The sequence below is a fragment of the Streptacidiphilus sp. BW17 genome (genome assembly GCF_041262485.1).
Taxonomy (GTDB): Bacteria; Actinomycetota; Actinomycetes; order Streptomycetales; family Streptomycetaceae; genus Streptacidiphilus.
This window is the reverse complement of the sequence record NZ_JBGCCR010000013.1, coordinates 40,588-60,331: the sequence shown is the minus strand read 5'-3', so window position 1 is coordinate 60,331 and position 19,744 is coordinate 40,588. Positions and strand designations below refer to the sequence as shown.

General features: G+C 70.9%; 21 protein-coding genes and 1 pseudogene. 8 read left to right on the top strand and 14 right to left on the bottom strand.

Annotation, left to right across the window (positions count from 1 at the left end):
* Nucleotides 1-35: 35 nt before the first annotated feature.
* Nucleotides 36-392: a hypothetical protein gene (locus tag ABH940_RS18085; protein WP_370065920.1), complete on the bottom strand. Its 357-nt coding sequence runs from the start codon at nucleotides 390-392 to the stop codon at nucleotides 36-38.
* 368 nt (nucleotides 393-760) lie between these two features.
* Here ABH940_RS18085 and ABH940_RS18080 point away from each other — a divergent pair, with 368 nt between their 5' ends.
* From ABH940_RS18080 to ABH940_RS18070, 3 genes are all read left to right on the top strand, one after another.
* Complete coding sequence (locus ABH940_RS18080; protein WP_370065922.1) at nucleotides 761-1,201, top strand: MarR family winged helix-turn-helix transcriptional regulator; 441 nt, start codon at nucleotides 761-763, stop codon at nucleotides 1,199-1,201.
* Between the two features lie 81 nt (nucleotides 1,202-1,282).
* On the top strand, nucleotides 1,283-2,689 hold the full coding sequence (locus ABH940_RS18075; RefSeq protein WP_370065924.1) for an MFS transporter: 1,407 nt from the start codon (nucleotides 1,283-1,285) through the stop codon (nucleotides 2,687-2,689).
* A gap of 77 nt (nucleotides 2,690-2,766) precedes the next feature.
* Nucleotides 2,767-3,327 (top strand): isochorismatase family protein, encoded by a 561-nt coding sequence (locus ABH940_RS18070; protein ID WP_370065926.1) that lies wholly within the window; start codon nucleotides 2,767-2,769, stop codon nucleotides 3,325-3,327.
* Between the two features lie 34 nt (nucleotides 3,328-3,361).
* Here ABH940_RS18070 and ABH940_RS18065 read toward each other — a convergent pair whose 3' ends face one another.
* Together ABH940_RS18065 and ABH940_RS18060 are read right to left on the bottom strand one after the other, a co-directional pair.
* Nucleotides 3,362-4,363: a glycosyltransferase family 2 protein gene (locus ABH940_RS18065; protein WP_370065928.1), complete on the bottom strand. Its 1,002-nt coding sequence runs from the start codon at nucleotides 4,361-4,363 to the stop codon at nucleotides 3,362-3,364.
* A 324-nt stretch (nucleotides 4,364-4,687) separates the two neighbouring features.
* Nucleotides 4,688-5,194, bottom strand: coding sequence for a GNAT family N-acetyltransferase (locus tag ABH940_RS18060; protein ID WP_370065930.1), 507 nt, complete (start codon nucleotides 5,192-5,194; stop codon nucleotides 4,688-4,690).
* 181 nt (nucleotides 5,195-5,375) lie between these two features.
* Here ABH940_RS18060 and ABH940_RS18055 point away from each other — a divergent pair, with 181 nt between their 5' ends.
* Nucleotides 5,376-5,864 carry a hypothetical protein gene (locus ABH940_RS18055; RefSeq protein WP_370105705.1) on the top strand — a complete coding sequence of 163 codons (489 nt, stop codon included), beginning with the start codon at nucleotides 5,376-5,378 and terminating at the stop codon, nucleotides 5,862-5,864.
* Between the two features lie 530 nt (nucleotides 5,865-6,394).
* Nucleotides 6,395-8,230 (top strand): ABC transporter ATP-binding protein, encoded by a 1,836-nt coding sequence (locus tag ABH940_RS18050; protein WP_370065934.1) that lies wholly within the window; start codon nucleotides 6,395-6,397, stop codon nucleotides 8,228-8,230.
* Between the two features lie 321 nt (nucleotides 8,231-8,551).
* Here ABH940_RS18050 and ABH940_RS18045 read toward each other — a convergent pair.
* The 6 genes and pseudogenes from ABH940_RS18045 to ABH940_RS18020 form a co-directional block, all read right to left on the bottom strand.
* Nucleotides 8,552-9,760 (bottom strand): annotated as a pseudogene (locus tag ABH940_RS18045) (glycoside hydrolase family 10 protein); the annotation flags it as partial.
* A 349-nt stretch (nucleotides 9,761-10,109) separates the two neighbouring features.
* Nucleotides 10,110-10,496, bottom strand: a complete 387-nt coding sequence (locus ABH940_RS18040) for a nuclear transport factor 2 family protein (protein WP_370105704.1) — start codon at nucleotides 10,494-10,496, stop codon at nucleotides 10,110-10,112.
* Between the two features lie 31 nt (nucleotides 10,497-10,527).
* Complete coding sequence (locus ABH940_RS18035) at nucleotides 10,528-10,905, bottom strand: signal peptidase I (RefSeq protein WP_370066100.1); 378 nt, start codon at nucleotides 10,903-10,905, stop codon at nucleotides 10,528-10,530.
* Between the two features lie 51 nt (nucleotides 10,906-10,956).
* Nucleotides 10,957-11,427 (bottom strand): hypothetical protein, encoded by a 471-nt coding sequence (locus tag ABH940_RS18030; protein ID WP_370065937.1) that lies wholly within the window; start codon nucleotides 11,425-11,427, stop codon nucleotides 10,957-10,959.
* 235 nt (nucleotides 11,428-11,662) lie between these two features.
* The gene (locus ABH940_RS18025; protein WP_370065939.1) at nucleotides 11,663-12,214 is read right to left on the bottom strand and encodes an isochorismatase family protein; all 552 of its coding nucleotides are present in this window, start codon (nucleotides 12,212-12,214) and stop codon (nucleotides 11,663-11,665) included.
* Between the two features lie 145 nt (nucleotides 12,215-12,359).
* Complete coding sequence (locus ABH940_RS18020; protein WP_370105703.1) at nucleotides 12,360-12,857, bottom strand: hypothetical protein; 498 nt, start codon at nucleotides 12,855-12,857, stop codon at nucleotides 12,360-12,362.
* Between ABH940_RS18020 and ABH940_RS18015 the strand changes: the two genes are divergently transcribed.
* The 3 genes from ABH940_RS18015 (at nucleotide 12,847) to ABH940_RS18005 (ending at nucleotide 14,536) form a co-directional block, all read left to right on the top strand.
* On the top strand, nucleotides 12,847-13,083 hold the full coding sequence (locus tag ABH940_RS18015) for a hypothetical protein (RefSeq protein ID WP_370065943.1): 237 nt from the start codon (nucleotides 12,847-12,849) through the stop codon (nucleotides 13,081-13,083). The two genes, ABH940_RS18020 and ABH940_RS18015, sit on opposite strands and share 11 nt — an antisense overlap.
* A gap of 192 nt (nucleotides 13,084-13,275) precedes the next feature.
* On the top strand, nucleotides 13,276-13,689 hold the full coding sequence (locus ABH940_RS18010; protein WP_370065945.1) for a hypothetical protein: 414 nt from the start codon (nucleotides 13,276-13,278) through the stop codon (nucleotides 13,687-13,689).
* Between the two features lie 283 nt (nucleotides 13,690-13,972).
* Complete coding sequence (locus ABH940_RS18005; protein ID WP_370105702.1) at nucleotides 13,973-14,536, top strand: Chromate resistance protein ChrB; 564 nt, start codon at nucleotides 13,973-13,975, stop codon at nucleotides 14,534-14,536.
* Nucleotides 14,537-14,588: 52 nt separating this feature from the next.
* Here ABH940_RS18005 and ABH940_RS18000 read toward each other — a convergent pair whose 3' ends face one another.
* From ABH940_RS18000 to ABH940_RS17980, 5 genes are read right to left on the bottom strand one after another with little or no spacing between them, the layout of a single operon-like run.
* A complete protein-coding gene (locus ABH940_RS18000; RefSeq protein WP_370065949.1) occupies nucleotides 14,589-14,807 on the bottom strand; it encodes a hypothetical protein in 219 nt (72 codons plus the stop codon).
* Nucleotides 14,804-15,610, bottom strand: a complete 807-nt coding sequence (locus ABH940_RS17995; RefSeq protein WP_370105701.1) for a COG4280 domain-containing protein — start codon at nucleotides 15,608-15,610, stop codon at nucleotides 14,804-14,806. Before ABH940_RS17995 ends, ABH940_RS18000 begins: the two co-directional genes overlap by 4 nt.
* A gap of 40 nt (nucleotides 15,611-15,650) precedes the next feature.
* On the bottom strand, nucleotides 15,651-16,811 hold the full coding sequence (locus ABH940_RS17990) for an ABC transporter ATP-binding protein (RefSeq protein WP_370065953.1): 1,161 nt from the start codon (nucleotides 16,809-16,811) through the stop codon (nucleotides 15,651-15,653).
* Nucleotides 16,808-18,583: an ABC transporter permease gene (locus ABH940_RS17985; RefSeq protein WP_370065955.1), complete on the bottom strand. Its 1,776-nt coding sequence runs from the start codon at nucleotides 18,581-18,583 to the stop codon at nucleotides 16,808-16,810. Before ABH940_RS17985 ends, ABH940_RS17990 begins: the two co-directional genes overlap by 4 nt.
* 3 nt (nucleotides 18,584-18,586) lie before the next feature.
* A complete protein-coding gene (locus tag ABH940_RS17980) occupies nucleotides 18,587-19,672 on the bottom strand; it encodes an ABC transporter substrate-binding protein (protein ID WP_370065957.1) in 1,086 nt (361 codons plus the stop codon).
* Between the last annotated feature and the right edge of the window lie 72 nt (nucleotides 19,673-19,744).

The window sequence follows — 19,744 nt, the reverse complement described above, 5'->3', positions numbered from 1 at the left end:
GTCGGCTCGTCGTCCTGCCGTGCGCGGGAAGCCGCTCAGTGGGCGGGCGGCACCGCAAGCGTGGTGACCAGCGCGCCGGTGCGGTCGCGGATGTCGATCCGCGCCGGGAGGGTCCGGCCCCGGACCCTGGTCCCACCGCAGCCGACCTCGTGCTCCTTGCCCAGCACGTCCCGGACCGCCGAGGCCACCGCCTCGCCCAGGATCGGGTCGGTGACCGTCTCCGTCTCGTCTCTCAGCCAGTGCAGCGTCAGCACCCAGCCGCGTCGCGTCGGTTCGCTGCGCGGCTGCGTCGGCTCCGTGCTCAGCCCGAGCTCTTCGAACGCCTCGATCAGGTACTCGACGTCCTGGCCGTCGAGGTGCTGGAAGTTCTCCTCGATCAGAAGCTGTGCCATGGCGCGGTCCCCCGTGTGCTGGTCGTGAATGCGGTGGTGTGGAGCATCGGTTGAGCGTGCGTCCACTTGCGGACGCCGCAGGATATTCCATCGTGATCTTCGAGTCGATCTTGACTTCCTTGACGCGCTCCGTACGACGCGATCACGCGTCCTGTCGCGTTCTTAGCGCTGGTGCGGTCGCGCGATGCGGCTGTATCTGTCCTCCGTCCGTCTCGGCGACCATCCGGACCGGCTCGTGAGCCTGCTGGGTGGTGAAGCCGTCGGACCCTCCCGGATCACAGCGAGGTCGAGCGCGCGCTCGCGCCGCTCCCGGCGTATTAGGAAGTCTGGACTTGCAATGTTGCCATTGGAAGGCTAGCCTTCTTATTATGAACGCTCGCGATGATCTGAACCGGTCCACCGCCACCGCGATCCGCGTCGCGGTGGGGATGATCAAGCGGCGCACCCGCGAGACCGTGGCCTCCGGGGAGCTGACGGCCCCGGAGCTGGCGGCGCTGGCGCAGATCGAGCGCGGCGGATCGACCACCGTCGCCGATCTGGCGCGTCAGCAGCAGATCACGCCGCAGGCGATGGGCTCCACCGTCGCGTCGCTGGAGCAGCGCGGGCTGGTGACGCGATCCGCGGACCCCGACGACCGGCGGCGATCGCTGCTGACGGTGACCGGCGCGGGCAGCGATGCCCTCCACTCCGGCCGTAACGCGCTGTCCGATCGCATGGCCCTCGCGCTCGCCGACTCGTTCACCGACGACGAGGTCGCCCTTCTCGCGGCCGCGGCGCCGCTGCTGGAACGCCTGGCCCAGCGCATCTGAACTCTCGATGCGAACCAACTCCCATGCCCGAGCATGCGGAGGCGATGACGTGCGGCCTCGACCGCACTCAAGGACGTGCATATGTCATTGACCGAAAGGCACTCAGCGACTCTTCCCGCGGACGGTGGACGCCCGTTCTCGTGGCGTTTCACCACGCCGCTGTTCCTCGGTTCGGCCCTCAACCCGATCAACAGCTCACTGATCGCGACGGCGCTGCTACCGATCGCCCACGACCTGGGCATCCAGATCGGCCAGACCGCGGCCCTGGTGGCCGCCCTCTACCTGGCGAGCTCCATCACCCAGCCCACTGCGGGCAAGGCCGCCGAGGTGTTCGGGCCCAGGCGCGTCTTCGTGTCCGGCATCGTCATGGTCGCCCTCGGCGGCCTCTTGGGCGGCTTCGCGAACAGCCTGTGGATGCTGATCGTGAGCCGGGTCGTCGTGGGACTGGGCACCTCGTGCGCGTACCCGACGGCGATGCTGCTCATCCAACGCCGCGCGCGGGACGCGGGCATGGACAAGCCGCCGGGCGGCGTCCTCGGCGGACTCATGATCGCCGGGATCGCCACCGCCTCGCTCGGTCTTCCCCTTGGTGGGGTCCTGGTGAACGCCCTGACCTGGAGGGCCGTCTTCTTCGTCAACGTTCCCGTCGCCGTCGTCGCGTTCGTCGCCGCGGTCGCCTGGATCGAACCCGACCCGAGGCGTGCCGAGCGGATGAGCGCGCGTGACATCGCGTCAAAGCTCGACGTGCCCGGGATCGTCGGCTTCGCCGGAGCCATGCTGACGCTGCTGATCTTCCTGTTCGACCTGCCTGCCGTGCACTGGTGGATCCTGGCGCTCTCCATAGCGATATGGGCGGTGCTGGTGCTGCGGGAGCTGCGAGCGCGAACGCCCTTCCTCGATGTGCGGCTCCTGGCCGCCAACCCCGGACTCGCCAACACCTACCTGCGCTTCGGCCTGACCCAGCTGTGTGTGTACGTGGTCCTCTACGGCATCACCCAGTGGATCGAGAGCGTCCGTGGCTTCAACGAGTCGGCCGCCGGACTGCTCCTGCTGCCGATGACCCTGATCTCGGGTCTCATCATCACGCCGCTCTCCCGGCGCGGTCTCGTCCGCGGACCGGTCGTCGCAGCCGCTGCCACCTGCCTGCTCGGATCGGTCGGCGTCCTGCTGCTGAGTTCAACGGTCTGGATCGGCACCGTGGTTGTCCTGACCCTGGTGTTCGGTCTTGCCATCGGCTTCTCGACCGCCGGCAACCAGATCTCGCTCACCCAGCACGCGCCCGCCGATCAGCTGGGCACCGCGTCCGGGCTGCTGCGGACCTTCGGGTACGTCGGCTCCATCGGCGCCAGCGCCGTCACCGGCCTGGTCTTCCACCACAGCGTCACCGACCAGGGCGTCCACCAGATCGGCTGGATCATGACCGCCGTCAGCCTCGTGCTGGTGGTGCTCACCCTCGCCGACCGCACCCTGCGGCCCACGCGGCACTGACCGGGGCTGACCGGCAGTGACCGGCCCACCCGGCACCGACCGCGCAACACCACATCAACTGATCCAAGGAGACACCCATGCCCATCACCACCATCGACCCCGACACGGCCCTCATCGTCGTCGACCTCCAGGCCGTCGCGCCTCACCTGCCGACGGTCCACCCGTTCGACGCCGTCCTGGCGAACGCCGTCAAGCTCGCCGACGCCTTCCGGGCCAAGAAGCTCCCCGTCGTCCTCGTCAACGTCGCCGGCGGTTCCCCGGGCCGCACCGAGCAGGGCTTCGAGGCCTCGGCCGCGGCGCTCCCCGACGGTTGGACCGACCTGCTTCCGGAACTCAACCGGCAGCCCGGCGACAAGACCGTCACCAAGTACACCTGGGGCGCGTTCCACAACACCGACCTGGCGGAACACCTCAAGGAACTCGGCGTCACCCAGGTCGTCGTCTGCGGTGTCTCCACTGCCATCGGTGTCGAGTCCACCGCCCGACAGGCCCACGAGCACGGCTTCCACGTGACGCTGCCCCTCGACGCCATGACCGACCTCGACGCCGCCGCGCACGAGAACTCGGCGACGGTGATCTTCCCCCGCCTCGGCGAGACGGGGACCACCGCCGAAGTCCTCACCCGCATAGGCGCCTAGGGGCTGTCGTGTGGGTCAGGCCGGGCCCGCGGCGTCAGGAGCGGCCCAGTACGCCGCGGACCAGCATCGGCAGCTTGGCACCCTGGAACGCGCCGTAGGCGCCGTTGGCCATCAGCTGGAACCTGACGCCCTCCTTGCCCTTCGGGCGCTCGTAGCCGCTCGGCTGGTAGCGCTGGTAATGCTCACTGGCCTTCTGGAAGAACGCCTGCCGCTCGTCGGTGGGGATGCAGTCGGCCAGGGCGAGCAGGAAGAGGTAGTGACGGATCATCCGGGTGAACAGGTGCGGTGCCACGGTCGCCCGGAGGCCGTCGTCCAGCATGCCGAACGTCTCCTCGTACCGCTCGAAGACGTCGAACTGCGTGCCGCCCGGCGATCCGGCCGGGTGCTGCGTGTGCCTGCGCCGGATCTGCACGCAGTCCCACTGCAGCACGGCGGCGCTGCCGGCGGCGAGCATGGCCCGGTACACGACCGGGATCTCCTCGTGCAGCCCGTCCGGGAAGCTGAGTGCCTGTTCGTTCCAGAACTCGCGACGGAACAGCTTGTCCCAGCAGTGCGCGGCGGTGCCGAACAGCTCCGGCTGGTTGGTGAGGCGGAAGGGGGCGCGCCCCTGACGGGCCAGCAGGTCGGAGGCGGCGCCGGGCCAGGATTTGCCGAGGTGCAGCCGGTTGTGGTCGAAGAGCAGCATCTTCAGCCCCGGAGAGCTCGCCAGCCGGTCCGCCATCGCCTGAACGGCGCCGCCCCAGACGATGAGGTCGGTGTCGAGGAAACCCACGTACTGCCCGGTTGCACGGGCGACGCCCGCGTTCCGGATCCGGCCGATGCTCGCGACCTCGTCCAGCCGCACGACGGTGACGCGTCGGTCGGTCCGTGCGAGGTCCTCGATCAGGTCGACCGGGCACTCGGGCGACGCGTCCGCGACGACGATGACCTCCAGGTCCTGGAACGACTGGCCCAGGAGGGACTGCAGGCAGGGCTCCAGGCTTTTGCGCGAGTCGTGCGCAGGCAGGACGAAGCTGATCAACGGAGAGCTGGACATGGCGGGAACCTAGGGCCCGGACCTGCGCGTGAACAAGATCGGGCCCCCGCGTGGGGCAGCATCGTTATGCAATCGGCCGCAGACCTTCACAAGATCACCTCAGAAGGTGCACGAAGGGGCGACGCAGGTCACACCGGTGTCCGGATGTGACTGTTCCTCATCTTCAACGTCCTTGTGAACACCAAGAGTTGGGCGGGGATACGGCGAGGGTTCGGCGCCTGGCGCAGGCGGTCCCCGAGCACCGGCACCGTCGGTTGACGAACGATGCGTGGTACCTGGGCGTGCGCGAAGCTATGCAGGCGCGGTACGTGCCTACGTACGTCGTCACGGTAGCGTGCGCGTCATCCACACCCGATCGCGGCCCTTCTCGTCCAGGGTGACGTGGTCCCGCTCGAACCCGACCTTTTCGAGCACCCGGAACGACGGAGCGTTCCAGCCGCCCACGGTGGCCCAGAGCCGTTGCCGCCCGGTCGCCGCCGCGGCCTCCACGACGACGCGGGCCGCCTCGGTGGCGTAGCCGTTCCCGTGCACCCGCTTGAACAGCTCGTAGCCGATCTCGGGCTCTTCGGGGGAGCCACGGCCGATCAGCAGGCCGCAGTAGCCGATGAAGTCCCCCTCGTCGCGTCGACGGATGTGCAGCAGTGCGAAGCCGTTCTTCGCGGCTTCGACACGCGCCTCCTCGATGTATGCCCGGGCCCGCTCGACGGTCGTTCCGTCGCTTTCGCGCTCGCCGACCAGGGCGCACAGTTCCTCGGCGTCCGCCCCGGTCCCCAGTTCCAGGATCAGCCGCTCGGTTTCGAGGTGAAAGGGCATCGGTTCGTAGGCGCTCATGGCCACGACCCTATCCGTACAGAACCGGAGCCGCTTCCGCGCTCGTCGGTACACATGACCGACGACCAACGGGGTGGAAGCGCGACGAGCGGGGAGGCCGGGTTCCATGGGGCGACGCGAGCGATGGAAAGAACCGACCTACAGCCCGACACCGCAGGAAGTCCTCGACGTCATGGAGACCATGACGAAACCGACGTCGGCGGGGACGATCGCGCTGGCTCTCGACGCGAAGCGCGGCGCCTTCAGATATCGCCGGTTCAGAAGCCGCCCGCCGCGCACCTCGCCCACCGCGTTGGAAGCGGTGCTGGCGGAGCTTGAACGCCAAGGCGCGGTCAGGTCCGAGGCGAGCCGTTCGCTGCTGCTCGGGACCGGACTCCCCGGAGGTGGCTCCTTGTGGCTCACCGAGGCCCGGTGGGAGGAATGGCGGCAGCGGGAGGCGCGGCGGCAGGCTGCGGCGGACCGGGCTGCAGCGGACCGGGCTGCGGCCGACAGGGCGAGGCTCGGGGAAGCACCGCGGCGCCCTTCATCCTTCGTTGCGAATGATCGACGGGAGGAGCGGGACGAGGGCGGCAGCCCGGTGAAGCGGGCGGTCGACGAGACGCTGGCGGAGAACAAGCGCATGTACAACGAGTACCAACGCCGCAGGCCCGGCGAGGGCGGCGCGTCGTGACCTCCGCCGCCGGGTGAGAGTTTCTCATCTGGATCGCGCGGTCATGGCACTGCTCACCGGAGCCCTCGAGCAGCTGCGATTTGTGTACGTCGGATATTCGTTGCTCCGTCCGCGTGACGGACACCGTCCCACGTTCGGCTTATTTTCTTGAGTGCCAGACGTGAACTGACGCCGTGTAATCTCACGTGTCTCTCAGCAACAGAACGCCACCTTCGTCTCGAAGTTTTGCCACGATCTACTCAGTTCCTCCACCGAGTGCTGGAACTGGAATCAGTAAGGATCTTTGAGAAGGAGAACTCTGATGAGCCTTCGTTTCCCGGGCCTCCGTCGCCACGGCTGGAAGCACGACCGCCACCACGACCGTCGGCACCACTGCCGCCACGGCTGGGGCCGTCACGGCCGCTGAACGTCGCCGCTGAGGCGGTAGACGGCGAGAGTCACTTCGGGGCGGGTCCGCGGCACGGGGCAGCGGACCCGCCCCTTCGGCATGAGTTGTGGTCAGTTGTGGGGATTCGAGAGGAGTGGGGCGGATGGGTACGTCCACGCCGACGCAGGAGGCGGGGATCTCCGCTCCGGCGGATGCCGAAGTCGAGGCGCTACCAGGCCGGCGGTCGTCCGCAGTGGACGACGACGGCGATGCGCCGGCGGAGTCGGGGGAGTCGACGGAGCCGGCGCAGGCGGACGCGTCCGGGCTCCGTGCGCTGGTGCGGTTCTGGCCGTTGACGCGAGGTGACCGGCGCTGGCTGGTGCTGGTCAGCGTGTCGCTGGTGGTGACCGCGCTGGCGGAGACCGTGGCGGTGTTGCTCTTCGGGGAGCTGACCGACAGCGCGTTGCAGACGGGCTCGCTGCGGGCGTACTGGGGGCCCGCAGGCGTCTGGCTGGCCGTCAGCCTCCTTGCCGCGCTGGTCGGGTTCGGCGGCAACTGTCTGGGTGCGTGGGTCGGGGAGCGGTTCATCCTGCGCCTGCGGGCGCGGGTCTTCGCGCACCTGCAGCGGCTTCCGGCCGACTTCTTCCGGCGCCACCGCCCCGGCGACCTCGTCGAGCGGCTGACCGGTGACGTCGCTGCCGTGGAGGAACTGGCGGTGACCGGCGCGATCGGCATCGCGTCCGCGGTGGTCAGCGCCGTGCTGTTCAGTGCCGCGCTGTTCTGGCTGCGCTGGGACATGGCTCTGGCCGTACTCACTGCCGCGCCCGTGTTCTGGCTGGTCGCACGGGTGATGACGGACCGCGCGGAGGTCGCCGCCCGCGCGCAGCGTGCCGCCGACGGTGCGGTGAGCGCGGTGATCGAGGAGTCGCTGCGGGGTGGGACGCTGCGTCGGATGTTCGGCCGCCGGGGGGAGGAGGAGCAGCGGCTCGACGTCGAGGCGGGCGGCTGGCTGCGGGCCACCATGGCGGCGGTGCGGCTGGAGGAGTGCTACCACCAGGTAGTCGTGGTCCTGGAGGCCGGCTGTGTGCTGGGCGTGATCGGTCTCGGCACCTGGGAGGTCGGGCACCACCGGATGACGGTCGGTCAACTCATGTCCTTCGCGGCCTTCCTCGGGTGTCTCTACCCGCCGTTGCAGTCATTGGGGCGCACCGCACTGCTGTTCACCACCGCCACCGCTGCCGCGGATCGGGTCGCCGAGATCTGGGACGCGCCGGTCGCGGAGGGCGTAGGTGCCGTCGGCGGCGCGGCGGAGCCTGAAGCGTCCGCCGCAGCACTGGAGTTCAGCGACGTCTCGGTCCGCTACCCCGGCGCCGAGCAGGACACGCTGCGCGAGGTGTCCCTCGTGCTCGGCGCGGGCCGAACCGTCGTCGTGTCCGGGCCGAGCGGGTCCGGGAAGTCCACGCTGGTACGCCTCGCTCTCCGGCTCGTCGACGCGACCGACGGTCAGGTGCTGCTGAACGGCCGCCGACCGGACCAACTCCCCACCGAGCGCCTGCGCGACGAACTCACCCTGGTGCCGCAGCACACCGACCTGCTCCCTGCTCCGGTCGGCGACAACATCGCCGTGGCCCGACCGGACGCGACCCGCGCCCAGATCACCGCAGCGGCGCGGGAGGCGGGCCTCCACGAGGCGGTGTCCCGCCTGCCGCAGGGCTACGACACCGTCCTCGACCCCCTCCAGCCCCAGCTCTCGGGCGGCGAGCTGCGCCGACTCGCGCTCGCCCGCGCGTACCTGCGCGACTCCGCGGTCTGGATCCTGGACGAGCCCACGGCGGGCCTGGACCCGCAGTCCGCCGCCGCGGCCGTGGCCGCGCTGCGCCGTCGCACGGCGGACCGTGCGGTGCTGATCGTCACCCAGGGCCCGGCGCCGTACGCCTGGGCGGACACCCACCTGGTCCTGAGCGAGGGACGTCTGACGGTCGAGGCAAGCGTCGGCTGACGGGCGATGCTGTCCGATTCAGTCGGCGGAGACAGGCGTGCTCTCCCGGTTGGCGCGGTCGACGGACGTCGCCGCGTAGCTCCAGCCGTCGGCCGCGGCGGGTCCGGTCCATGACGCGGAGGGCGCGCCGGGGAGAACGGCGACCAGCGTGCCGAGGGCGGCCTTCGAGTTCTGGCGCTGCAGCCGGATCGCATAGCGGCTCGGGGCGGCGTGCTCCGCCCGCGCGCGCAACGTCAGGGTGACCGTTCCGGTGGCGGAGCCGGGAGCCGCCGCGACCAGCGGCGGCAGCGGCGGTCGGCCTGCGGCGAGTCGGTGGAGGACCGGCGGCAGCGCGGGCCGTTGCCAGTGGTCGGCAGCCAGCGTGCTGACGCCGCCGAGCCGGTCGGCGATCACGTCCGTGCAGCTGTACAGGAGTTCGCCGTCGATCTGCGGCAGGCTCGCGTCGAGCGTGAGGTGGCGCGACAACTCGCCGGGGTCCTGCCAGGCGGCGGGCTGGCCGGGGATGCCCACTCTGAAGACGCCCTGCCCGATCCACAGCTGGACGTTTGTGCCGTCGACGGCGTTCGCCCACCACCGGGCCAGCACCGCGTAGTCGGCGACGCGCGTGCCGATGCTCCAATACAGCTGCGGGGCGATGTAGTCGACCCAGCCGTTGCGGACCCAGCGAAGGGTGTCCGCACTGAGGTCGTCGTAGGACTGGAGGTTTGCGGTGGCCGAGCCGCGCGGGTCGGTCGAGGCGTTCCGCCAGGTACCGAACGGGCTGACGCCGAAGGCCGCTTCGGGACGGACGGCACGCACCCGGGCCTGCATCTCACGCACCAGCAGGTCCACGTTGTGGCGCCGCCAGGCGGCGCGGTCGGTCCAGCCTGAGCCTTGGCCGTACGTCGCGAACGCGTCGTCGTCGGGGAAGGGCGTGGTGCCGTCCGGGTAGGGGTAGAAGTAGTCGTCGAAGTGGACGCCGTCGATCGGGTAGCGCGCGACCGCGTCCAGGATCGCGTCCTCGACGAAGGCGCGCGCGGCCGGGACGCCGGGGTTGTAGAGGAGTTGCCCGCCGTAGCGAACCACCCAGTCGGGGTGCCGTCGGGCGGGATGGTCGGGGACGAGCGCCCCCACGTCGTCATGGACCGAGACACGGTAGGGGTTGAACCACGCGTGCAGGGCGAGGCCGCGCGCATGGGCGGCGTCGACCATGAAGCCGAGCGGGTCGTAGCCGGGGTCCTGGCCCTGAACACCGGTCAGATACTGCGACCACGGCTCGAACGGCGACGGCCAGAAGGCGTCGGCGGTCGGGCGCACCTGCACGAACACGGAGTTCAGCCCGAGCCGGGCGGCGTGGTCGAACAGTCGGACGAGCTCCGCCCGCTGCTCGGTCGGCGTCAGCCCGGGCCGGGACGGCCAGTTGGCGTTGCGGACGGTTGCGATCCACTCGCCGCGCAGCTCGCGGCCCGAGCGGTTGGCTGTGGCTGGTGCCGCGACTGCAGCCGCGGCACCGGTGGCCAGTTGGGGGAGGCCGACGGCGGCCGTCACCAGGACCGTGGCGCTCCGCAGCACGGCGCGGCGGGTCGTCGGGAGGGCGAGCGCGGCAGGGGAGGGCGGGTGGTCCGGCACGGGTGCTCCTGGGGCGGCCGAGGACGTGGTGGCTGATGGCTACCACGCGATGGCCGCCGCCAAGACCGATGTCCTCCGGAGAGCGCACAGTCGGAGTCGGACGTCAGGGGTCAGATGTCGGGAGTCTGAAGTCTGAAGTCAGGAGCCGGGAGCGGGAGGTCGGAGCTCAGTCCGCGGGGACGCGCGCGAGCGCGGCGGCCAGCGCGGTGCGCTGGTACGGGCTGAGGGCGCCCAGGCGGGTGTCCTCGTCGGCCCCGGTGAGCGCCCGGTCTCAGGCGGGGCTGACGTGAGCGGCGACGACGCGCCAGCCGTTCCCCGGCGTATGGACCCAGGTGCGGGTGTAGCGCACGCGCGCGGTGAATTCCTGCCCCTCGAGCGCTCCGGCGAGCGTGCCGAGGAACCAGGTGACGCCGGTCGCGCCGTCGACCAGGACCGTGAGGTCCTCCTCGTCGACGCGCGTGAGGCGTTGACGACCGCCCTTCTGGATCTCCAGGTCGTCATTCTTGCCGTACAGGCGTCCGTCGGGCCCGGTGAAGACCAGGCGGTCGTCGAGCAGCACATCAAGTGCATCGGCGTCAGCGGCAAGCTGCGCGGCTTGAAGCCGGCGTTCCGCGGAGCGGAGTTCCTCTGTCAACTGACCGGTGCGATCGGCATTCATGCCCGTCACGCTACCCGCGCCGCACGGGTCGTTACTCCTCGGTGGGCGGCTGCACCGCGTAGCCGGGGACGGACGGCCACCGGACCGTCATGACGACGGACTCCTCCTCGGCGACCCAGGAGTGGTCGACGCCCCGACCCCACACCACGTACTCACCCTGACGCTCCAGCACCACGCTCCGGTCGCGGAACTCCATCCGGAACCGGCCGCTGATCAGCACCAGCAGGGCCGTCCGGTGCTCGCCCTCGACCCACTCCAGCCGCTTGTCACCGGCCGGGTGGACGCCCCACTTGATCTCCACGTCCTCGCTGTGGCGCGGATCGCCGGGCTCCTTGAAGTGGCCCAGGATCCAACCACGGTCCAGCGCCGCGTCGGCGCCGGCATTACCCACGTACACGGAGTCCTTCACGCTGTCGTTCACGCCGCCGCACGCTACCAGCAGGTCACCGGGGGCCAGGGATCAGGCTTCCTCCTGGATGTCCGAGATCAGCTTGGTGCTCAGGTCGCTCTGCACCGCCAGCCTGGTGTGAGTGGCGTGGGGGCCGGTGCCCCAGGTGAGGGTGACCGTGGTGAAGAGGTGTCCGGCGCCCGAGTCGTGGTAGCTGACCTGCCAGTGGGTCGGCACGTCCTGGGCGCGCAGGACGCCGTCGGCGTGGTTGGCCTCCTCCCAGACGGTCAGCCGGTGCTGGAAGTCGCGGGTGAGGTAGTGGCTGCGGAGTTCGTGGCCGAGGCTGTCCGTGCCGTCGGAGACGGCGTCGACGTAGGCGCCGTAGAAGTCGGCCACCCGGTGGGCCGCGGAGTCCGGGCTCCCGCCGCGGACGCCCGCGGTGTGGTCGGCGGCCACCGGGTGGGCCACCGCCTGCGCGGAACAAGGGGCGATCAGGGCAGCGAGGGGCAGCAGCGCTGCTACGAGGCGAACGGGAACGCGCATCTGTGAGGTCTCCTCCGCTCGAACACAGGCCCGGAGCACGGGCTGTACGCGAACCACTCTTGCCTGGTGGACGCGTCTGGACGTGGCTGCCCGGCCGAGAGGTCACCTGTTCGGACGGGTGAATCCGCGCGCCCGGCCCCGTGCGCCCGCGTCGCGTCCGTGACCAGGCGTCAACTGGACTCGGCGCAGCAGCAGGAGTGCCCCATGACGCCGCTGATGTGCTCAACCGATGTGCTCAGTCGAAGCTGACCTTCTCCGTGTCGACAGTCCCGCCCTGGCGACCGGGAGCGCTCTGGTACTGCCAGTACAGGTTGGTGTGCGCGATCACCTGGGCCGGGGAGGGGGCGCCGTAGGCGGAGTGGTCCTCGGTCGTGTGGGCGTCGCCGACTAGTGTGGCGTCGTAGCCGCGGACCATGGCCCCGTGGAGGGTGCAGCGGACGCACGCGTCCGTCTGGGCACCGGTGACCACGAGCCGGCCCACCCCGCGCGCGGCGAGCTGCGCCTCCAGGTCGGTCTCCTCGAACGCGTCGCCGTGGGACTTGTGGACGAGCGGCTCCTCGGCCAGCCGGACCAGCTCGGGCACGTAGTGCCAGGCCTCGCTGCCGCGCTCGAGGTCGCCGTCGGAGTGCTGCACCCAGACCACCGGCACGTTCTCCGCGCGGGCCTTCCCGACGAGAGTGTCGATGTTCGCAATCACACGCTCACGGTCGTGGACCCGCTCGACCACGCCGTTCTGGACGTCGATGATCAGCAGAGCGCTGTTCGGGCGGTCGGGCAGGGTGGTCATGGGAAGCCCTCGTCTCTCGTCGCGGATCCTGTGTCCCCACCCACGCTAGGACGCCCCACTGACAAACAGCGTCAGTGGCCGAGGTGAGCTGCTCGGCGCCCGGGATGCGCGCGGCGTGGAGTGCGGCGTCGTGAGAGCTGACGCGTCACTGGATGCGTCGGATGGACGCGCCCACCAGCTGGCCGTTGGTGACGGTGTACGTCCCCTCGTAGACCTGGAGCGTGCCGTCGGTCTGGGTCGCGTAGAGCACGGCGTGGACCTGGGAGGCGCCGAAGTCGCTGACCGTGCCGAGGCTGATCGACGCGGTGTCGGCGAAGCCGGCGACGTACTGCGCGTAGCTTTCGCCTGCGATGTTCCTGCCGCCGAGGGCCCAGGCGGCGGCGTAGTCGTGGTCGGTGAGGTCCTGGTAGTACTGCTCGACCACGGCCGAGGCGTTGGTCAGCGGCGGACTGGACGTGGCCGGAGTGGACGTGGCCGGGGCGGTCGACGTCGGAGGTGCTGGGGGCGCGGGTGGCGGGCGCGGAGTCGCTGTCGTCGTGACGGTCACCGTGGGCGCCGGGGGCGCCGTGGGTGCTGCGGCTCGCGCGGTGGAGGACGGCGCGGCCGGGTGGTGAGGCGCAGGCGCGGTGGTGGTGACGGTCACCCTCGGTGCCGGCGTCGGGGCCCTGGACGAGGGCGAAGCCGGGTACGTGGACGCGGTGGTGGCCGGCGCAGGGGCGGGCGCGGCCTGGTGGGTGACCGTGGCTGTCACCGTGCGGGTCGGGGTGCTCACGGACCGGGAGGGTCCACTGCTGCTGCACGCCGCGGCGGCGGCCAAGACGCAGGCCGTCGCGGTCGCGACGAATACGCCCTTCACTCCTCAAGGCTAGGACGCCCCACGCCCGCAGGCTCATCGGAGCGTGACAGCCGCTGCGGGGCGGCCGTCACAGGTCGGGGTGCGCACGACAGGCTGGTGGGGGCACCCCCGCTGAACGGCCGGACTCCTCACGACTGGGCAACCGGTGGGCCGGGCGGGGCGTGAGGGCAGATGTCAGCAACGAGATCACCTGAGGGGGTACATCGTGTTCCAGACCTTTGCCCGACTGCTCACCGTCGGCGCGATGGCGGGAACCGTCGCGGTCGCCGGGATCGGCAGCGCGTCGGCGAAGAGCAGCATCGACTTCCAGGCGAGCCCGCACGCCCAGCACGTCGGGCAGTGGTTCACCGTGCACGGCACCGGCGTCAGCGACAACAGCGGATGGCAGCGGTTCTGCGTCCAGGAGCACTACGGCACCAGTGGCACCTGGCAGACCGTGTGGTGCGGGCGGATCGTCGACCCGACGCGGCAGAACGCGGTCGGGTACGGCTGGGTCCGTGCGGGCCACCAGGGCGTGCTGGAACTGCGCGGAGTGCTGGAGGGAGTGCAGAGTTCCACGGGCGGCAAGACCTGGCTGGATGCCGAGTCCGACCCGGTCACGGTCAACGTCGTGCGCTGAACGCGGGTGTGGGGCCGGGCCGTTGAGTGTCGCCCGGCCCCGCGAACGCCCTGCGGGCCACGCCCGGCACCGCGCGGCCCGCAGGGTAGGGGAGGGCCGGGCCGGGCCGCTGCTCCGTGTTCATCTGCCCACGGTTCGTACGCCACCCCGACTGCAACCGGCCGTCATCGGTCGGCGTGATCATGATGGGTGGGCTCGGGCACGTGGAGTGCGCGGACTGCGTGGAGTGCGGTCAGGTCACGTACTGTTGCGGCAGGCAGTGGATCGGTGCGGGAGGAAGATCGTGGGGCTGGGCGCCTCGGAGCGGCAGGCCGTGGGTCTGCGTTGGTTGGTGCTGGTCTACAAGATCCCGGCGGAGCCGACACGGTTGCGCGCGGGGGTGTGGCGGAAGCTCAAGGGTCTGGGCGCGATCTACCTGCAGAACTCGGTGGCCGCGCTGCCGGCCGGAGGCCCGTCCGAGCGCGCGCTGCGGCTGCTGCGCAACGAGATCGTGGAGATGGGCGGCACCGCGTCGCTGCTTGACGCGGGCGTGCTCGGCGGCGGAGCCGAGATGGAGGACCAGTTCAACGCGGCGCGCAACGACGAGTACGAGGAGATCGTCGACCGCTGCGAGGACTTCCTCGGGCAGATCGAGAAGGAGTACCGGGCCGAGCACTTCACCTACGCCGAGTTGGAGGAGAACGACGAGGACCTGGTGAAGCTGCGCAACTGGTTCGCCAAGGTCTCGGCGCGCGACGAACTCGGCGCCGCCGGCAAGGCGGCGGCCGAGGCCGCGCTGGAGCGGTGCGCGCAGGTGCTGGACGAGTACGCCGGGCGCGTCTACGCCGAAGAGGGGGACGGCCGCTGACAGGCGGTCATCCCCCTCTTCGAGTTCACATCGGGCGGCGCGACCAGCGCCGCTACTTCTGCCGTGCGGCCTTGACGACCCGGGCCAGTGACAGGCCGAGCAGTCCGGCGACGGCGATCGGCAGCAGCCACCAGGCGTTCACGCCGGACTGCGTCAGGCCCCACGTCGCCGCGAGGGCCACGGCCACGCCGAGCGCCACGCGCCAGTCGTCGCCGACGATGAAGTCGTACCAGAACTGCCCGAAGGACTTGAGGGCGGCGATGACGCTCATGTGAGGCTCCCCTCGGGGTGTGCCGGGTCGGCGGGGGTGGAAGCGGACGCGGACGAGGCGGCAGCCGCCAGGTCGTTGGCCTGGGCCCGGCGCAGCAGCGCCGTGTATCCGATGGCCAGCAGGGCCACGGCGGGGACGATGACCAGCAGTGCCGTGTCCGAACCGGGCCAGTGGGCCCCGGTGCCCTCGCCCGCCCAGAACATGCCGAACGAGGTGAGCATCGTCCCGACGGCGAACTTCATGGTGTTCTCGGGGACCTTGGCGAGCGGCGCGCGGACCGCGAAGCCGGCGGCGACCACGGCGAGCACGGCGACGACCGCGCCGAGCACGGCCACCGGGATGTCGTGCTGGTTGTCGCCGAAGGTGACGACGATGAACGCCACCTCCAGGCCCTCCAGGAAGACGCCCTTGAAGGACAGCGTGAACGCGTACCAGTCCTTGACCCGGCCGCGTCCACCGGCAGCCGCGCCTTCTGCTGCGGCGATCTCCTCGGCGAAGGCCTTCTCCTCGTCGTGGAGCGCCTTGTAGCCGGAGCCGCGCATGACCGCCTTGCGCAGCCACTGCAGGCCGAAGACCAGCAGCAGCGCGCCGACGACCAGGCGCAGCGCGCCCAACGGGATCTGTCCCACGGCCGGGCCGAGCACGGCGACCGTCGCCGCCAGGGTCAGCAGTGCAGCGACGGTGCCCTGCCAGGCCGAGCCCCAGTGCCGGCTGGTGCCTGCGGCCAGCACGATCGTCAACGCCTCGACGGCCTCCACCGCACAGGCGAGCAGGACGGTGAAGAAGAGTACGTACGACGTCATCGGCCACCTCCAGGGTGCAGTTCTGAGCGAAGACGGATGGTCATGGGATCTCCACGGGTGTGCGGTTGAACAGGTGGGAGTCGTCGCCGTCGGAGTGCGAGGGCGACGTGGGGTAGGCGAAGCAGCCGTCCGGGTCGAGAGTGACGCGGACGGGGGTGCCGCGCAGATGGGGTTGTCTGTCGAAGACGCCGGTGAGCCGGGAGCCGTCGGCGAGTTCCACGACGTGGTCGTAGCCGCGTCCCCGGTACGCCGTGTCGGTGACCGTACCGGCCAGGCCGTCACCGCCGCCGACCGAAGCGTCCGGGGCGTCCGGCGCGTCCGTGATCGTGACGGCCGCCGGACGGATCAGGACCTGGACGGACGTCCCGTCCGCGCCGCACGGGCCCATGCAGGTGGCGACCAACGACCCCGCCTCCGTGGTCAGCAGGACGCGGTCCTGGTGCGCAGGGCCGTCCGTACGGCCCGTCAACTCCCCGGCCAGGCCGGTGAAGCGGGCGACGAACGGGGTGGACGGGCGGTGGTAGACGGACTCCGGCGTGGCGAGCTGGACCAGGCGCCCGGCCTCCAGGATGCCGACCTCGTCGGCCAGCGCGAAGGCCTCGGACTGGTCGTGGGTGATGTAGACGGCGGTGGCACCGCTCTCGCGGGTCAGCGTGGAGATCTCCACGCGCAGCCGCTCGCGCAGGTCCGCGTCCAGGTTGGAGAGCGGCTCGTCGAAGAGCAGCAGTCCCGGGCTCGCGACCAGCGCGCGGGCCAGGGCGACGCGCTGCTGCTGGCCGCCGGAGAGCTGGTGCGGATAGCGGTCCGTGTGGTCGGCCAGGCCGACGCGTTCGAGGACCTCCTGCACCCGGCGCTCCGCCTCCGGACGGGGCAGCCGGCGTCGCCGCAGCGCGTAGCCGACGTTCCCGGCGGCGGACATGTGCGGCCACAGGGCGTAGTCCTGGAACACCATCGCCAGATCCCGGCGGTCCGGCGCCAGATGGACCCTGCCCTCGGCCAGCGCTCGCCCGCCGAAGCGCACGGTGCCGCCGTCGGCGCGCTCGATGCCCGCCAGGCAGCGCAGCAGCGTGGTCTTGCCGGAGCCGGACGGCCCCAGCAGCACCAGGAACCGGCCCGGTTCGACGGTGAAGGAGACCTGGTTCAGCACCCGCGTCGACCCGAAGGACTTGCTCAGCTTCTCGACCTGCAGTTGCTCGGTCACGACAGGGCCTCCAGACGACGGGCCGCGGGCAGGAACAGGCGCATCGCGCCGAGGACGACGGCGATCAGGACCAGCGCGCCGAGGACGACCACGACCGTCATCGCCGCACCCGCACCCAGGTCGTACCCCTGAAGCTGCCGGGTGATCGCCACCGACAGCGGTTCCTCGCCCGGCGGGGCGAGGAGTTGGGAGACCGGCAGCTCCAGCAGGGTGCCGCAGAAGGCGATCAGCCAGGTCCACACCAGCGAGCCCGCGACCAGCGGCAGAACCGCTCCGGTCCAGGCAGCCGCCGAGCGGCGGCCGTGCGTGCGGGCCGCCCACAGCAGCGAGTCGCTGACCTGCCCGAGCGACCCGGACAGCAGCCGGGCTGCCGACGGCAGCGCGCCCGCGAGGTAGCCGAGCACCAGCAGCGTCGTCGTCCCGTACAGGTCGATGCCGAGGCTGGAGGCGATGGGCAGGTTGTAGGTGAAGATGTAGCCGCTGGCCAGCAGCACGCTGGGCAGCGCGATCGCGGCGAGCAGCAGCAGGTCCAGCAGTCGCCCGGCGCGTCCGCCGCTCTGGCGGGCCAACGCCCGTCCGGCGACGGCGCCGAGGACGACCGCCGCGCACGCGGTGATCGCGGCCAGGCGCGCCGAGTAGCCGAGCGCGGACATCAACTCGCCCGAGTGCAGCACATGGCGGAAGTTGCCCAGCCCCAGCGCGGACAGCGACACCTGGCCACCGGAGGGCAGCAGCGAGGCCGCCGCCGCGCCGAAGGCCGGGACCCCGGCCGCGGCCAGGAAGAAGCCGACGACGCCGGTGAGCGCCGCGACCTGACCGCCGAGCCCGAGCCGCGTCCGGCGCGCCGGACGGGTGCGGCCGGACAGGATCTGGAAGCTGCGTCCGCGCATCGACCGGCGCTGCGCCAGCAGGGCGATCCCGACCAGCCCCAGCAGCAACCACCCCATCGCCGAGGCGCTCGGGAAGTCGGCGGGGAAGGTCGAGATGGACTGCTCCATCGCCCCCGTGACCAGCGGGAAGTTGCCCTGCGAAGCCAGCGTCGCGGCCACGCCGTAGTCGGAGATCGACTCGGCGAAGACGATCGCCAGCGCGGCCCACAGGCCGGGCGCCAGCATCGGCAGGATGACCCGCGCCGTGGCCAGCCGACCGCCGCCGTGGGTACGCGCGGCGTCCTCGAACTCACGGCCGAGACCGCGCAGGACGGCCGTGATCGCCAGGTACGCGAACGGCACCCCGCGTGAGGCGAGCACCCAGATCACGCCGACCGGGCCGAAGACCACGGACCGCAGCACGGCCGGGTCGTGGCCCAGCATGCGGTCCAGCACGCCCTGTTGCTCGACCAGCCAGGTCCAGCCCAGCGATTCGAGGTACGAGGGGGCCAGCAGCAGGGCCCACAGCAGCAGCCGCCACAGGCCCTGACCGGCGAGCGTGGTGCGCTCCGTCAGCCAGGCCAGCGCGACGGCGACGACCGTGGCGAGCACGGCGGCGCCGAGCCCGACCAGCAGCGAGTCCAGCAGCGCGTGCAGCGTCCAGCCGGAGAGCACCTGCTGGAAGGAGGACAGGGTGAACCAGGAGTCGCCCTGCCCCAGCGACTTGGGGCTGATCGCGACCAGCAGGAAGCCGGCGACCGGGAGCAGCAGCACGGCGGCGAAGCCGATCCACGGCAGCAGCCGCAGCGCACCGGCGGCACGGCCGCGCGACGCGAAGCGTCGGGGGACCCGGGCCGCACCGACGGCGGTGCGCGGCCCGGGGGCGAGCGTGGTGTCGGTCATGGGTCAGTGGACGATCGTGTTGGTGAACCAGGTGTTGACGGTGCCTTCCTTGGGACCCCAGGTGTACGGGTCGATCGCCTGGGTCGGCACCGTGGACAGGGCGGGCAGCGCCGCCTCAGGGGAGACGCCCTGGACGATCGGCCAGAACAGCGAGTCGCCGTTGGGGTCGCCGCTCAGCATGACCTTCTGGCCCTGGGCGCTGAGCACGAAGTCCGCGAACTTCTCGGCCTCCGCCTGCTCCTGGGACGACACCTTGGCGTCGATGCCGATGACGCTCGGGAGCGAGGTCACCTTGGGCAGGTAGGTGGTCTTGATGTTCTTGTCCTTGGTCCCGGCGGCGATACCGGCCGAGCTCTGGATCAGCGCGACCTTGATCTGGCCGGTCTGCAGCGCGTGCAGGGTGTCGCCGTTGGTCTGGTAGATGTGCAGACCGTTGGACTTGAGCGAGCTGTAGAACGCCTGGCCCTGGCTGTCACCGCCGAGCTGGTTGAACATGCCCGCGACGAACGGGTAGGTGGGACCGGAGACGGACGGGTCGTTCATGCCGACCTCGCCCTTCCAGGCGGAGGTGAGCAGCGCCTGCCAACTGGTCGGCGGGTTCGGCGTCTTGGACGCGTCGTAGACGACGGCCGCGGTGACGGTCAGACCGGTCGGCACGTAGCTCTGGTCCTTCGGGACGACGGCCTGACCGGCGGCGTTGAGCTGGACGTTCGGCTCGAAGCCCTTGACCAGCATGCCCGCCTGGTCCATCGAGGCGAACGCCTCGTCGCCGTCCACCCACAGCACACCCCACTGGGGGTTGCCGCGCTCGGCCTGCACGCGGGCCAGCAGCGGGCCGGTGCTGTCGTCGACGAGCTTGGTGGGGATACCGGTCGCCTTCTGGAAGGCGGTGGTCATGGCCGAGTCGTAGCCCTGGGCCGAGTAGACGACCAGCGGCACCGGCGCGCCCGACGCGGCAGCGCTGCCACCGGTGCTCGCACTCGTGCCCGTGCTCGACCCGCAGCCGGAAACCACAGCCATCACCAGACCCGCGGCGGCGACGACGCCGATCGAGGATCTACGCGCACCCATGGCAGTTCGAAGAGACATGTCCGCTCCAGCACAAGTGAAAAGTAACAGTGGTTAGAACCGTGAAGCAACGCTGGAAACGGAAGAGTTGTC

Coding starts and splice junctions, on each gene's coding strand:
- ABH940_RS18085 (WP_370065920.1), bottom strand. CDS start 392: ATGGCACAGCTTCTGATCGAGGAGAACTTCCAGCACCTCGACGGCCAG.
- ABH940_RS18080 (WP_370065922.1), top strand. CDS start 761: ATGAACGCTCGCGATGATCTGAACCGGTCCACCGCCACCGCGATCCGC.
- ABH940_RS18075 (WP_370065924.1), top strand. CDS start 1,283: ATGTCATTGACCGAAAGGCACTCAGCGACTCTTCCCGCGGACGGTGGA.
- ABH940_RS18070 (WP_370065926.1), top strand. CDS start 2,767: ATGCCCATCACCACCATCGACCCCGACACGGCCCTCATCGTCGTCGAC.
- ABH940_RS18065 (WP_370065928.1), bottom strand. CDS start 4,363: ATGTCCAGCTCTCCGTTGATCAGCTTCGTCCTGCCTGCGCACGACTCG.
- ABH940_RS18060 (WP_370065930.1), bottom strand. CDS start 5,194: ATGAGCGCCTACGAACCGATGCCCTTTCACCTCGAAACCGAGCGGCTG.
- ABH940_RS18055 (WP_370105705.1), top strand. CDS start 5,376: ATGACGAAACCGACGTCGGCGGGGACGATCGCGCTGGCTCTCGACGCG.
- ABH940_RS18050 (WP_370065934.1), top strand. CDS start 6,395: ATGGGTACGTCCACGCCGACGCAGGAGGCGGGGATCTCCGCTCCGGCG.
- ABH940_RS18040 (WP_370105704.1), bottom strand. CDS start 10,496: ATGAATGCCGATCGCACCGGTCAGTTGACAGAGGAACTCCGCTCCGCG.
- ABH940_RS18030 (WP_370065937.1), bottom strand. CDS start 11,427: ATGCGCGTTCCCGTTCGCCTCGTAGCAGCGCTGCTGCCCCTCGCTGCC.
- ABH940_RS18025 (WP_370065939.1), bottom strand. CDS start 12,214: ATGACCACCCTGCCCGACCGCCCGAACAGCGCTCTGCTGATCATCGAC.
- ABH940_RS18000 (WP_370065949.1), bottom strand. CDS start 14,807: ATGAGCGTCATCGCCGCCCTCAAGTCCTTCGGGCAGTTCTGGTACGAC.
- ABH940_RS17995 (WP_370105701.1), bottom strand. CDS start 15,610: ATGACGTCGTACGTACTCTTCTTCACCGTCCTGCTCGCCTGTGCGGTG.
- ABH940_RS17985 (WP_370065955.1), bottom strand. CDS start 18,583: ATGACCGACACCACGCTCGCCCCCGGGCCGCGCACCGCCGTCGGTGCG.
- ABH940_RS17980 (WP_370065957.1), bottom strand. CDS start 19,672: ATGTCTCTTCGAACTGCCATGGGTGCGCGTAGATCCTCGATCGGCGTC.